This window comes from Pseudomonas farsensis (assembly GCF_014268805.2).
Lineage (GTDB): Bacteria > Pseudomonadota > Gammaproteobacteria > Pseudomonadales > Pseudomonadaceae > Aquipseudomonas > Aquipseudomonas farsensis.
Genome location: NZ_JABWRF020000003.1, coordinates 734,159 through 747,590 on the forward strand (window position 1 = coordinate 734,159; position 13,432 = coordinate 747,590).

The window sequence follows — 13,432 nt, forward strand, 5'->3', positions numbered from 1 at the left end:
TTTAGGCGCGAATACGCGACCGCTTGTCTGCTCGCATGCATGACCCGATTTCTGACCTAGTTTAGGGGGCGCGGTTCCGCCCCGCCAGTCTTCTGTCGTTTGCCGGCATCTGTTTGCCGGCCAGTGGTTACATTGACACCTCGACCTGGCCCGGCCCGGTCACCCGCGCCTTGACTACACGTTTTGAATTGAGATTGCGCACGCGGATCTGCTCCTGCAGCCCGCCCTTGGTCAGGGCCTCGCCTGGCATGCGTACGCTCAGGCTGCCGCTGCGGGCAATGATAACCACCTGGTCACCTTTGCGAACCACTTCGGCCTGCTCCAGGTGGACTTGGGTCAGCACCTGGTCGACCACCACCGGGCGAATCAGCTTCATGCCCAGGGCCTGGTCCAGTTGGGTCAGGTACCCAGGCCCCAAGGTACCGACATCGCGCTCACGCAGGCCTACGTCGGCATCGCTGATCACGCTTTCACGGCGCAGCGGGCGGGTCATTACCACCACGTCGCGCAGCAGCCGCACCTGGGCCGGGACAAACACCGTCCATGGCGAGCTGCCATCGCAACGCACCTTCACCGTGACTCGCCCCAAAGGCGTGGTGCTTTCCAGGGACGCGTCAAGTTGCTGGCTACACTGCGGCATGCGCAGGCGCGGGTCGAGGTTGTTCACCTGGATCTCGTAACGGCCTTGGGTCTGGGTGGTCGCCAGATAATCTTCGACTGTGAATTCAAGAAACCCTTGGGTGACACCGATAAGCTGTTCAGGCAAGGTGAACGCGTCCGCCTGCGGCTGAAGGCCAGGCGCCACTACGCACAGCGCGGCAAGCGAGCCGGTCAGCCAGTGCGTCAGTCGTCGGGAAAATGTCGTTTTCGTGTACATGGTGCTCAAAAAAGCAATCCCCGTGCCGACTTGGTACGCAGGCAATCGTTGAAGGAGTCCGGCATGGCTGGAGTAATGGATTCGGTCAACCAGCGCACACAGCTGGTGGGGCAGAATCGCCTGGAGCTGCTGTTGTTTCGCCTCAATGGCGACCAGCTCTATGGCATCAATGTATTCAAGGTCCGCGAGGTGCTGCAGTGCCCGGCGCTGACCTTGCTGCCCAAGGCGCACCCTGTGGTGCGTGGGGTGGCCAACATTCGCGGGGCGACCATTCCGATTCTGGACCTGTCGATGGCCACCGGCTTGCCGGGCCTGCGTGAAGAACTGCGCAACAGTTTCGTGATCATCACCGAGTACAACACCAAGACCCAAGGCTTCCTGGTGCATTCGGTGGAGCGCATCGTCAACATGAACTGGGAAGAGATCCACCCGCCACCCAAGGGTACCGGGCGTGACCATTACTTGACGGCAGTCACTCGGGTCGATAACCGCATGGTTGAAATTATCGACGTGGAAAAAGTGCTTGCCGAGGTTTCGCCGTCGTCACAACAGGTCTCGGCCGGTGTGGTGGATGCCGAGGTTGCCGACAAGGCGGTGTTGCTGCGGGTACTGACGGTCGACGATTCGTCGGTGGCGCGCAAGCAGGTCAGCCGTTGTCTGCAAACGGTCGGCGTGGAGGTGGTGGCGCTGAACGACGGTCGCCAGGCGCTGGACTACCTGCGCAAGCTGGTCGATGAAGGCAAGCGGCCAGAGGACGAGTTTTTGATGATGATTTCCGACATTGAAATGCCGGAAATGGACGGCTATACCCTCACGTCAGAGATTCGTAGCGATCCACGCATGCAAAAACTGCACATCTGCCTGCATACTTCGCTGTCCGGGGTATTCAACCAGGCGATGGTGAAAAAGGTCGGGGCTGATGACTTCCTGGCCAAGTTCAGGCCGGACGACCTTGCTCAGCGGGTAGTCGACCGGATCAAGGCAACTCATTGAAACAGCCGGGGCTCGCCCCGGCGTTAGCGAATAGAAAGAGGCGGCAGCTGTGTCTACGGGTAATTTGGATTTCGAACAGTTCCGGGTCTTCCTGGAAAAAGCCTGTGGCATCCTGCTGGGCGAGAATAAGCAGTATCTGGTCTCCAGCCGTCTCAACAAGCTGATGGAGCAACAGGGTATCAAGTCGTTGGGTGAACTGGTGCAGCGCATCCAGACCCAACCGCGCAGCGGTTTGCGCGAGCAGGTGGTCGACGCCATGACCACCAACGAAACCCTGTGGTTCCGCGACAGCTATCCATTCGAAGTGCTCAAGAACAAGGTCATCCCCGAGTTCATCAAGGGCAACCCAGGCCAGCGCCTGCGTATCTGGTCGGCGGCGTGCTCGTCCGGCCAGGAGCCGTACTCCATCTCGATGACCATCGATGAGTTCGAGCGCGGCAACCTTGGGCAGCTGAAAATGGGTGCGCAGATCGTTGCCACCGACTTGTCTGGCTTGATGCTCAACAACTGCAAGACTGGCGAATACGACAGCCTTGCCATTGCCCGGGGCTTGTCCCAGGAGCGCCTGCAGCGCTATTTCGACCCGAAAGGGCCGGGCCGCTGGGCGATCAAGGCGCCGATCCGCAACCGCGTCGAGTTCCGTTCCTTCAACCTGCTCGACAGCTACGCATCGCTCGGCAAGTTCGACATCGTGTTCTGCCGCAACGTGCTGATCTACTTCTCGGCCCAGGTCAAGAAGGACATCCTCATGCGCATTCACAGCACCCTCAAGCCGGGCGGCTACCTGTTCCTGGGGGCTTCCGAGGCGCTGAATGGGCTGCCGGACCATTATCAGATGGTGCAGTGCAGCCCAGGCATCATCTACCAGGCCAAGTAAGGCGGGTGGGTGGTAGAAAGAGGCCGGTATCGAAAGATGCCGGCCTTTTTTGTTGTTTTTCCCTAGGTTCCCGAGCAGGCCTGTGCCGGCCTCATCGCAGGCTATCGCCAGCTCCCACAAAGACCGTGCTCAGCCTCGATGCTGATGGCCAGCACCGAACCCGTGGGAGCTGGCGATAGCCTGCGATGAGGCCGGCACAGGCTTGCCGCTAACCCCGCCGCAACCCACGTCAATTTTTTGTTTTGCCGCTGTTGCCGCCTGGCAATTGCCGCTTGCCTGCGCCAAGGCGGAAGCGCTTTGCCGCTTTTCTGGCAGCCGGCAAACCCCAATACCCAGCGCAGCCCGCAGATTCCGGGCTTTGGTGAAAGTGGCACAGCCCTTGCTAAAGCTTTGCCAACGAAATTCCGGTCAACCTCTGAAGGTTTCCCAGACATGAGCATCAGCTTCGACAAAGCCCTTGGCATCCACGAAAAGGCATTGGGCTTCCGCGCCCAGCGCGCCGAGGTGCTGGCCAACAACATTGCCAACGCCGACACGCCTAACTACAAGGCGCGTGACATGGACTTTTCCTCCGTGCTCGCCGCCGAGGCGGACAAGCAGCAAAAAGGCCGCATCGCCCTGGATCGCACCAACACCCGGCACATCGAAGCCGAAGGCCTGGCCATGGCTGACGACACCCTGAAGTTCCGTACCCCGACCCAGCCGTCGGTGGACCAGAACACCGTCGATGCGCATATCGAGCAGTCCAACTACACCGAAAACGCCATCGGCTTCCAGGCCAGCTTCACCTTGCTCAACAGCAAATTCAAAGGGCTGGTGTCAGCCCTGCGCGGAGAATAAGCATGTCCCTGTCCAGTGTCTTCAACATCGCCGGCAGCGGCATGAGCGCGCAGAACACCCGCCTCAACACCGTTGCCTCCAACATCGCCAACGCCGAGACCGTCTCGTCGAGCATCGATCAGACCTACCGTGCCCGCCACCCGGTATTCGCCACCACCTTCCAGAACGCGCAAGCAGGCCAGTCGCTGTTCGAAGAGCAGGGTGAAGCGGGGCAGGGCGTCCAGGTGAAGGGCATCATCGAGGACCAGAGCAATCTGGAAGCCCGTTACGAGCCCAATCACCCGGCGGCGAACAAGGACGGCTACGTCTACTACCCCAACGTCAATGTGGTCGAGGAGATGGCTGACATGATCTCCGCCAGCCGTGCGTTCCAGACCAACGCCGAGCTGATGAACACCGCCAAGGCCATGATGCAGAAAGTTCTGACCCTGGGTCAGTGATAAGGAATCCGAACCATGGCAACGACTTCTACCAGCGGTGTAAACCTCAACGACGTGATCGCCTCCTCGGGCGTGAGTTCCGGTAACGCCGCCAACAAGAAAAGCCTCAGCGGTACCAACGACAACAGCACCCTGGGCAAGGATGCATTCCTGCAGTTGCTGGTTACCCAGATGCAGCACCAGAACCCGCTCGATCCGCAGGACAACGGCGAGTTCGTGGCCCAGCTTGCGCAGTTCAGCAGCCTCGAAGGCATCACCTCGCTGAACGAGTCGGTGACCAACATCACCAGCGCCATGGCGTCGTCCCAGGCGTTGCAGGCCTCGTCCCTGGTCGGGCGCTCGGTGATCGTGCAGAACACCAAGGCGGTGGTCGATACCGCCGAAAGCTTCAACGCCCAGTTTGTCGTGCCGCAGGCCATCAACGAGGCCAAGGTCACTGTCACCGACAAGGACGGCAATACCGTCAAGACCATCGAGTTGGGCGAGCAGAAAGCCGGCTACGCCGACTTTATCTGGGACGGCACCAACGCCAAGGGCGAGAAGGTCGCGCCGGGTACCTACACCTTTACCGCCACCACCACGGTGGACGGCAAGTCGGTGCAGATGAACACCCTGCTGCCGGCCAAGGTCACCAGCGTCAGCTTCAACACCACCGGCGAGATGGTTCTCAACCTCGCAGGTGTGGGCAAGGTTTCCCTGTCCGACGTACAAACCATCGGTATCTAAGGCCGACAGAACGGCAAAAGGAGCAACAGCATGTCTTTCAATATCGGCCTTAGCGGTCTGTACGCAGCCAACAAACAACTCGACGTTACCGGCAACAACATCGCCAACGTCAACACCACTGGTTTCAAGTCCTCGCGTGCCGAGTTCGCCGATGTGTACGCCGGCGCCAACCGTCTGGGCGTGGGCAAGAACCAGGTCGGTAACGGCGTGCGCCTGGCTGCGGTTTCCCAGCAGTTCAGCCAGGGTGACGTGAACAACACCGGCAACGTGCTGGACATGGGTATCCAGGGGCAGGGCTACTTCGTTCTGTCGGACAACGGCGCGCAGGTTTACACCCGTGCCGGTGCGTTCCAGAACAACAAGGACAACTTCGTCGTTACCTCCGACGGCCTGCGCCTGCAGGGCTATGCGGCTGATGAAAACGGCAACATCAAGAAGGGCATCCTGACCGACCTGAAGATCGACACTTCGGCGCTGGCGCCTAAGGCTACCACCCTGATCGATCAGGGCATCAACCTGAACTCCGAAGCCGACATCATTGCCCTGCCGATCATCCCAGCGCCTGCTCCTCCGGCAGATGCGGGTGGCCCGGCCTTCGACCCTTCGGACGACACGACCTACACCAAGTCGTTCCCGACCAAGGTGTACGACAGCCAGGGTAACGAGCACACCATGGAGCAGTTCTATCGCAAGACCGGCACCAATGAGTGGACCATGTACACCCTGGTCGACGGCCGTAACCCGCTCGACCCGACCAGTACCGACCCGCTGGAAGGTACCATCAAGTTCAAGTCCGACGGCAGCGTGCTGTCGATGGCTGCCGAAGCGGTGACCCCGCCTAGCGCGTGGACGGTGACCAACAACACCTTCACGCTCAATGGCTGGGTCCCTGCGGCCAAGGATGCTACCGGCAACTGGGCGTCGAACGGTTCGGCTGCGGCCACTGGCGGCATGCGCTTGTCGATGAACAGCACCACCTCGTACAACACCGAGACCGCGCGTATGTCGCAGTCCCAGGATGGCTACGCCACCGGTATCCTGTCGAGCCTGTCGATCGACTCCACCGGCGTGATGTTCGCAAGCTTCAGCAACCAGCAGTCGCGGGCCATTGGCCAGGTAGCGCTGGCGAGCTTCGCTAACGACCAGGGCCTGCAGCAGATCGGCGGTACCCGCTGGACCGAGACCTTCGCTTCGGGCATTCCGGGTATCGACTCGCCGAAGACCGGCACCCTGGGCAGCGTCGAGTCCAACTCGCTGGAAGCTTCCAACGTCAACCTGACCGCAGAGCTGGTCGAGCTGATCAAGGCGCAGAGCAACTACCAGGCCAACGCCAAGACCATCTCCACCGAAAGCACCATCATGCAGACTATCATCCAGATGAGCTAATGCTGGCTGAGCGGGACTGGACGAACCCCTTCACTGAAGGGGTTCGTCATTTTTGCAGGAGCGCTTATGAAAAAGCTGCTGGTCATGCTGCTGGCTGTGTTCGGCCTTTATCAGGCGCAGGCGGCTATGGCGCCTTGGTGGCGCTGGGAAAGCCAGGCCGATGGGCGCTTGGTGTGCGCGCAGTGGGCGCCGGGGGAGGGCTGGAAGAAGTTTGCCGGGCCCTTTAACAATGCCGGTTGCCGGGACTTGAACAACTGAATCTCCCCCCGGCTGTCGATCCGGGCTTTGTGTGTAGGAGCGGCCTTGCGTCGCGAAAGGGCTGCGCAGCAGCCCCAGGATCTCGGGTTCATGCACAATCGCCGGGGCTGCTTGGCAGCCCTTTCGCGACGCAAGGCCGCTCCTACGAGGGATCGCGTCGCGTGGGGGCTGTATTGCCGCAAGCGGCAACCCAGCGCCGGTTATCCGGCACGCCACGCCCGAGCTTATCGACGCAAAGCCCGTATCCACGGGCTTTTTCAAGTTTTTCAAAAGTTGGTTCGGAACTTGCTTTGTAGCCTGCATAGCAGCGGCGAGCGGCAATCGAACGCCAGTGCAGCGGAGGAAGACTGTGGACAAGATGCTTTACGTGGCCATGACCGGCGCCAGCCAGAACGCGCTGGCGCAGAAGGCCCATGCCAACAACCTGGCGAACGTTACCACCAATGGTTTCCAGCGTGACCTGGAGCAGGCGCGCTCGATGCCGGTATTCGGCGACAGCTTTCCGTCGCGCGCCTTCGCCATGACCGAGCGTCCCGCCACCGACTTCAGTGAAGGGCCGATGATCGAAACCGGCCGTGACCTCGACGTCGCCGTCGGCGGCCACGGCTTCATCGCCGTGCAGGCGCCCGATGGCAGCGAAGCCTATGTGCGCACCGGCAGCCTGAACATTGACGCCCTTGGCGTGCTGCGTACCGGCAATGGCATGCCGGTCATGGGCAACGGTGGCCCGATTGCCATTCCGCCTGAGCAAAAGGTCGAAGTGGGCGCTGACGGCACCATCAGCATCCGTTCGATGGGCGAAGACCCGCGGGTGATGGCCGAGGTCGACCGCATCAAGCTGGTCAACCCCGACATCAAGACCATGACCAAAGGCCCTGACGGCCTGATCCACACCCAAAGCGGCCAGGCGGCACCGGCTGACGGCACAGTGCGCGTCGTGTCGGGCTTCCTGCAAGGCAGCAACGTCAACGCCGTTGAAGAAATGACTTCGGTACTGGCGTTGTCGCGTCAGTTCGAGCTGCACGTAAAGATGATGAGCGCTGCCAAAGAAGGCGATGAAGCCATGGCGCGTGTTTTGCAAATCGGCTAACCACACTTGAACGGGTGCCGTAAAACAGGCGCACGAGGAGAATACTGATGCTTCCGGCTCTTTGGGTCGCTAAAACCGGCCTGTCCGCCCAGGACACCAACCTGACCGTCATTTCCAACAACCTGGCCAACGTCTCGACCACCGGCTTCAAGCGTGACCGTGCCGAGTTCCAGGACTTGCTCTACCAGATCAAGCGCCAGCCAGGTGCGCAGTCCACCCAGGACAGCGAGCTGCCTTCGGGCCTGCAGGTCGGTACCGGTGTGCGTGTCGTCGGCACCCAGAAAAACTTCCAGACCGGCAGCCTGCAAACCACCGAGAACCCGCTGGACCTGGCCGTCAATGGCCGTGGTTTCTTCCAGGTTCTGCAGCCGGACGGCACTGTTTCCTACACCCGTGACGGTACTTTCCACCTGAACTCCGATGGCCAGGTCGTGACCGTCAATGGTTTTGCCCTGGAACCTGCGATCGTCGTACCGAACGATGCCAAGACCTTCACCGTCGGCCAGGACGGTACCGTGTCGATCACCACCGCCGGCAACCCGGCCTCCCAGGTGATCGGCAACCTGCAGACCGCTGACTTCATCAACCCGGCCGGCCTGCAGGCGATCGGCGACAACCTGTTCCTGGAAACCGCAGCCAGCGGCGCGCCGCAGGTCGGTACCCCGGGCCTGAACGGTTTCGGCACCACGCTGCAGCAGACCCTGGAAAACTCCAACGTGAGCACCGTGGAAGAGCTGGTCAACATGATCACCACCCAGCGCGCCTACGAGATGAACTCCAAGGTCATCTCCGCCGCTGACAAGATGATGTCGTTCGTCACCCAGCAGCTGTAAGCCAAACTCAGTAACACCGTGAGGTATGTCATGAAGCGTCTGTTGTTCGTTTTCGCCCTGGGGGGGGCGGTGTCGCTGGCCGGTTGCGTCGCGCCGACGCCCAAGCCCAACGACCCGTACTATGCGCCGGTTCTGCCGCGCACCCCGTTGCCGGCGGCGGCCAACAACGGTTCGATCTACCAGTCCGGTTTCGAGCAGAGCCTGTACACCGACCGCAAGGCGTTCCGGGTCGGTGACATCATCACCATTACCCTGAACGAGCGCACCTCGGCCAGCAAGAACGCAGGCTCGCAGATCGCCAAGGACAGCAAGGCCAATATCGGCCTGACGTCGTTGTTCGGTGCCATCCCCAACACCAACAACCCGTTGGGCAGCGGCGACCTGACGCTCGATGCCGGTTACGAAGGCACCCGGGCGACCAAGGGCGCAAGCTCGGCGTCCCAGGGCAACACCCTGACCGGCTCGATTACCGTGACCGTGGCCGAAGTGCTGCCTAACGGCATCATCGCCGTACGCGGCGAAAAGTGGATGACGCTGAACACCGGTGAAGAGCTGGTGCGTATCGCTGGCATGATTCGCGCCGACGATATCTCCACCGACAACACCGTGCCGTCCACCCGGGTTGCCGATGCGCGCATTACCTATTCGGGGACCGGCTCGTTCGCCGATGCCAGCCAGCCTGGTTGGTTCGACCGGTTCTTCCTCAGCCCGCTCTGGCCCTTCTGAGTACGGATGACCATGTTCAACGCTAGACGGTTGATTGCCGCGACACTGCTACTGACCTGCGCCTTCGCAGCCCATGCCGAGCGGCTGAAGGATATCGCCAGTATTTCTGGCGTACGGTCCAACCAGCTGATCGGCTACGGCCTGGTGGTGGGCCTGAACGGCACCGGCGACCAGACCACGCAGACCCCGTTCACCCTGCAGACCTTCAACAACATGCTGTCGCAGTTCGGCATCAAGGTGCCGGCCGGCTCCGGCAACGTGCAGTTGAAGAACGTCGCGGCGGTGTCGGTGCATGCGGACCTGCCGGCGTTCGCCAAGCCGGGCCAGGTGGTCGATATCACCGTGTCCTCCATCGGTAACTCCAAGAGCCTGCGCGGCGGCAGCCTGTTGATGACCCCGCTCAAGGGTATCGACGGCAACGTCTACGCCATCGCCCAGGGCAACCTGGTGGTGGGCGGCTTCGATGCCGAGGGCCGTGACGGTTCGAAGATCACCGTCAACGTTCCGTCGGCAGGCCGTATTCCTGGCGGTGCCAGCGTCGAGCGAGCGGTGCCGAGCGGTTTCAACCAGGGCAACAGCCTGACCTTGAACCTCAATCGCCCGGACTTCACCACTGCCAAGCGCATCGTCGACAAGGTCAACGAACTGCTTGGCCCAGGTGTCGCCCAGGCCATGGACGGGGGTTCGGTGCGGGTCAGTGCGCCGATGGACCCAAGCCAGCGCGTCGATTACCTGTCGATCCTGGAGAACCTGGAGATCGACCCAGGCCAGGCCGTGGCCAAGGTCATCATCAACTCGCGTACCGGCACCATCGTCATTGGCCAGAACGTCAAGGTGTCGCCGGCAGCGGTGACCCACGGCAGCCTGACCGTGACCATTACCGAAGACCCGATCGTCAGCCAGCCTGGCCCGTTCTCCAATGGCGAGACGGCCGTGGTGCCGCGCTCGCGGGTCAATGCCGAGCAGGAAACCAAGCCGATGTTCAAGTTCGGCCCTGGCACCACGCTGGATGAAATCGTCCGTGCCGTGAACCAGGTGGGCGCAGCCCCCGGTGACCTGATGGCAATCCTCGAAGCCCTGAAGCAGGCCGGCGCGTTGCAAGCCGACCTGATCGTGATCTGAGGACCCGCCATGGACTCCAAGAGCCTGATTTCCGGCAAGCCCGACAGCGGCGCCTACACCGACCTCAACCGCTTGAGCTCGCTCAAGCTTGGCGACCGCGACAGCGACGCCAACGTGCGCAAGGTCGCCCAGGAGTTCGAGTCGCTGTTCGTCAGTGAAATGCTCAAGGCCTCTCGCAAGGCCACCGACGAGCTTGCCGACGAAGACAGTGTGTCGAACAGCTCCTCGGTCAAACAGTACCGCGACATGTATGACCAGCAGCTGGCCGTCAGCATGTCCCGCGAGGGCGGCGGTATTGGCCTGCAGGACGTGCTGGTGCGCCAGTTGTCGAAAAACAAGGCGGCGCCCCCTAATACCAGCCCGTTCCCGCGCATTGAAGGTGCGGCGCCGGCGCTGTGGGGCACCAAGGTGGTCGATGCGGCCAACCTTGCGCAGAACGGCAACCACCGCAATGACGTGGCGGCGCTCAACTCGCGGCGCCTGGCGCTGCCGGGCAAGCTCACCGACCGTCTGCTGGCCGGGATCGTGCCCTCAACCGCCACCAACACCGCCCCCGTGCCGGCCCGTGAAGGGCAGCCGCTGGTCAACGGTGTGGCCAAGGGTGACTGGGAGCCGGCGCAGGCGTTTGCCGCCGGTAGCGATGGCACGCGCATCCTTGGGCGCGCCGTGGCCCAGCCACCGTTGGCACCGAAAAAAGCCTTCGCCGGCAGCGACGAGTTCGTTGCCACCATGCTGCCGATGGCCGAGCAAGCCGCCAAGCGTATTGGCGTCGACCCACGCTACCTGGTCGCCCAGGCAGCGCTGGAAACCGGTTGGGGCAAGTCGGTCATGCGCAACAGCGATGGCTCCAGCAGCCACAACCTGTTTGGCATCAAGGCCACCGGCAATTGGCAGGGTGGCGAGGCACGGGCGATTACCAGCGAGTTCCGTGATGGCCAGTTCGTCAAGGAAACCGCAGCGTTCCGTTCCTACGATTCGTACCAGGACAGCTTCCACGACCTGGTCAGCCTGTTGCAGAACAACTCGCGCTATCAAGAAGCGGTGAAGTCTGCCGATAAACCAGAACAGTTTGTGCGAGAGCTGCAAAAGGCGGGGTATGCCACCGACCCGAACTACGCCAGCAAGATCTCGCAGATCGCAAGACAGATGAAGTCGTACGAGAGCTACGCGTCGCTCGGTACCACAACGAAACTTTAAGGGCTTGAACCATGGCGAGTTTACTAAACATTGGTATGTCGGGGCTTGGCGCCGCGCAGTCGGGGCTTTACACCCTCGGTAACAACCTTGCCAACGCCGATGTCGACAGTTATTCGCGCCAGCAGAACGTGCAGAAGACCAAGGGCGGCCAGCAGGCCGGCCAGGTGTTCATTGGCTCCGGCACCACGCTCGCCGACGTGCGCCGTGTGTACAACTCGTTCCTTGAGAACCAGCTGCGCACCACCACCGCGCTGTCGGCCGATGCCACCAGCTACCTGAACCAGATCGCCCCGCTGGATACCGCCCTGTCCAGCGCCGATACCGGCATTACCGCTGCCCTGCAAAGCTTCTTCAGTGCCCTGCAGGACGCCTCGGCCAAGCCGACCGAAGACGCCTCGCGCCAGCTGCTGCTGACCAGCGCGCAGTCGCTGGCCAAGCGCTTCAACACCTTGTCGGCGCAGTTGAACCAGCAGAACGACAACGTCAACAGCAACATGGCATCGCTGGCTACTCAGGTGAACAACCTGACCAAGACCATCGCTGACCTGAACGGCCAGATTTCCAAGATGTCGGCCATTACCGGCCAGCCCAACGACCTGCTCGACCAGCGCGATGGCGCGGTGCGCGAGCTGTCCAAGCTGATCGGCGCCGATGTCGTCGAACAGAAGAACGGCAACTACGACGTCTACCTGAAAAACGGCCAGGCGCTGGTACTGGGCAACACCACCCAAACCATCGGCGTTGCCGCCAGCAGCACCGACCCGACGCGCATGAGCCTGATCCTCAACCGCGGCTCGACGCAGATGGACATTACCAACGGCACCACTGGCGGCGAGCTGGGCGGGTTGATCCGTTACCGCAAGGAAACCCTGGACCCTGCGCTGAACGAGCTGGGCCGTGTGGCACTGGTGGTGGCCGATGCCATCAACAGCCAGCTGGCACAAGGTATCGACAAGAACGGCGAGTTCGGTGCCAGCCTGTTTGCTGACATCAACAGCGACAAGGCCATCGCCGGGCGCAGCATTGCCAAGTCGGGCAACAGCGCAGGCTCCGGCAACCTCGATGTGACCATCAAGGATACCGGCAAGCTCAGCACCAGCGACTACCAGGTGACCTTCACCAGCGCCACCGGCTACAACGTGCGCAAGCTGCCTGATGGCACCGACATGGGCACCTTCGACCTGAGCACCACCCCGCCACCTGTGATCGACGGCTTCAGCCTGTCGCTCAATGGCGGCGGCTTGAGCGCCGGCGACAGCTTCAAGATCACCCCAACGCGCAACGCGGCTGCCAACATCGGAGCCACCCTGACCGACCCCAAGCGCCTGGCCATGGCCGCGCCGCTGACCGGCACCAGCGCCTCGGGCAACAAGGGTACTGGCAGCATCACCCAGCCGAACCTGACGTCGCTGGTGAACATCTACGATTCCGCCCAGAGCAGCGACCTGCAAACGGGCTTGAAGTATTCCACGCCCGTCAAGCTGGTGTTCGCCGACGACACGGCCTCGCCGCAGGCGTACACGATGTATGACGCCCAAGGTAACAGCATCGGCAGCGGCACCATCGTGCCGGGCCAGGACAACACGCTGAAACTGTCGGTGCCGATGGTCGATGCCAGCGGCAACCCGATCACCGAAGCCGACGGCGTCACCCAGAAGACCTTCAGCTTCGAAATGAACGTTTCCGGCGCGCCGAAGACCGGTGACAGCTTCACCGTCTCGATGACCGCCTCTGGTTCTGCCGACAACCGCAATGCACAGTCGGTTATCGACCTGCAGACCAAGTCCACTGTCGATGTGAACGCCAACGGCAAGGGCATCAGCTTCACCGATGCCTACGCCAAGCTGGTGTCCAATGTCGGCGGCAAGACCGGCCAGGCGCAGATGGACAGCGATGCCACCACCGCCTTGCACAAGTCGGCCCAGGATTCGCGCGACGGGCTGTCCGGCGTGTCGGTTGATGAAGAAACCGGCAACCTGATCAAGTTCCAGCAGTACTACACGGCGTCGTCGCAGATCATCAAGGCGGCCCAGGAAACTTTCGCCACCCTGATCAATAGCCTTTAAG

Annotated in this window: 14 protein-coding genes; 13 read left to right on the top strand and 1 reads right to left on the bottom strand. The window is 61.8% G+C overall.

Going from position 1 to position 13,432, the window contains the following annotated elements:
* Positions 1-127 precede the first annotated feature (127 nt).
* Positions 128-877: a flagellar basal body P-ring formation chaperone FlgA gene (flgA, locus tag HU719_RS19575; protein ID WP_186520200.1), complete on the bottom strand. Its 750-nt coding sequence runs from the start codon at positions 875-877 to the stop codon at positions 128-130.
* Between the two features lie 63 nt (positions 878-940).
* Here flgA and HU719_RS19580 point away from each other — a divergent pair, with 63 nt between their 5' ends.
* The 13 genes from HU719_RS19580 (at position 941) to flgK (ending at position 13,431) form a co-directional block, all read left to right on the top strand.
* Positions 941-1,870 (top strand): chemotaxis protein CheV, encoded by a 930-nt coding sequence (locus HU719_RS19580; protein ID WP_186520199.1) that lies wholly within the window; start codon positions 941-943, stop codon positions 1,868-1,870.
* A gap of 49 nt (positions 1,871-1,919) precedes the next feature.
* Positions 1,920-2,747 carry a protein-glutamate O-methyltransferase CheR gene (gene cheR / locus HU719_RS19585; protein ID WP_186520198.1) on the top strand — a complete coding sequence of 276 codons (828 nt, stop codon included), beginning with the start codon at positions 1,920-1,922 and terminating at the stop codon, positions 2,745-2,747.
* A 432-nt stretch (positions 2,748-3,179) separates the two neighbouring features.
* The gene (flgB, locus tag HU719_RS19590) at positions 3,180-3,587 is read left to right on the top strand and encodes a flagellar basal body rod protein FlgB (protein WP_186520197.1); all 408 of its coding nucleotides are present in this window, start codon (positions 3,180-3,182) and stop codon (positions 3,585-3,587) included.
* Positions 3,588-3,589: 2 nt separating this feature from the next.
* The gene (flgC, locus tag HU719_RS19595) at positions 3,590-4,027 is read left to right on the top strand and encodes a flagellar basal body rod protein FlgC (protein ID WP_186520196.1); all 438 of its coding nucleotides are present in this window, start codon (positions 3,590-3,592) and stop codon (positions 4,025-4,027) included.
* Between the two features lie 15 nt (positions 4,028-4,042).
* Positions 4,043-4,753 (top strand): flagellar hook assembly protein FlgD, encoded by a 711-nt coding sequence (gene flgD / locus HU719_RS19600; RefSeq protein ID WP_186536541.1) that lies wholly within the window; start codon positions 4,043-4,045, stop codon positions 4,751-4,753.
* Between the two features lie 30 nt (positions 4,754-4,783).
* Complete coding sequence (flgE, locus tag HU719_RS19605; protein ID WP_186536542.1) at positions 4,784-6,139, top strand: flagellar hook protein FlgE; 1,356 nt, start codon at positions 4,784-4,786, stop codon at positions 6,137-6,139.
* Between the two features lie 66 nt (positions 6,140-6,205).
* Entirely contained in the window at positions 6,206-6,397 is a 192-nt protein-coding gene (locus HU719_RS19610) for a hypothetical protein (RefSeq protein ID WP_186520193.1), read from the top strand.
* A gap of 349 nt (positions 6,398-6,746) precedes the next feature.
* Positions 6,747-7,487 carry a flagellar basal body rod protein FlgF gene (locus HU719_RS19615; RefSeq protein WP_186520192.1) on the top strand — a complete coding sequence of 247 codons (741 nt, stop codon included), beginning with the start codon at positions 6,747-6,749 and terminating at the stop codon, positions 7,485-7,487.
* Between the two features lie 47 nt (positions 7,488-7,534).
* Positions 7,535-8,320 carry a flagellar basal-body rod protein FlgG gene (flgG, locus tag HU719_RS19620; RefSeq protein ID WP_186520191.1) on the top strand — a complete coding sequence of 262 codons (786 nt, stop codon included), beginning with the start codon at positions 7,535-7,537 and terminating at the stop codon, positions 8,318-8,320.
* A 30-nt stretch (positions 8,321-8,350) separates the two neighbouring features.
* Complete coding sequence (gene flgH, locus HU719_RS19625) at positions 8,351-9,046, top strand: flagellar basal body L-ring protein FlgH (RefSeq protein WP_186520190.1); 696 nt, start codon at positions 8,351-8,353, stop codon at positions 9,044-9,046.
* A 12-nt stretch (positions 9,047-9,058) separates the two neighbouring features.
* Complete coding sequence (locus HU719_RS19630; protein WP_422631732.1) at positions 9,059-10,168, top strand: flagellar basal body P-ring protein FlgI; 1,110 nt, start codon at positions 9,059-9,061, stop codon at positions 10,166-10,168.
* Positions 10,169-10,177: 9 nt separating this feature from the next.
* Positions 10,178-11,365, top strand: a complete 1,188-nt coding sequence (gene flgJ, locus HU719_RS19635) for a flagellar assembly peptidoglycan hydrolase FlgJ (RefSeq protein WP_186536544.1) — start codon at positions 10,178-10,180, stop codon at positions 11,363-11,365.
* An 11-nt stretch (positions 11,366-11,376) separates the two neighbouring features.
* Positions 11,377-13,431, top strand: a complete 2,055-nt coding sequence (flgK, locus tag HU719_RS19640) for a flagellar hook-associated protein FlgK (protein ID WP_186536545.1) — start codon at positions 11,377-11,379, stop codon at positions 13,429-13,431.
* The last annotated feature ends 1 nt before the right edge of the window (position 13,432 follow it).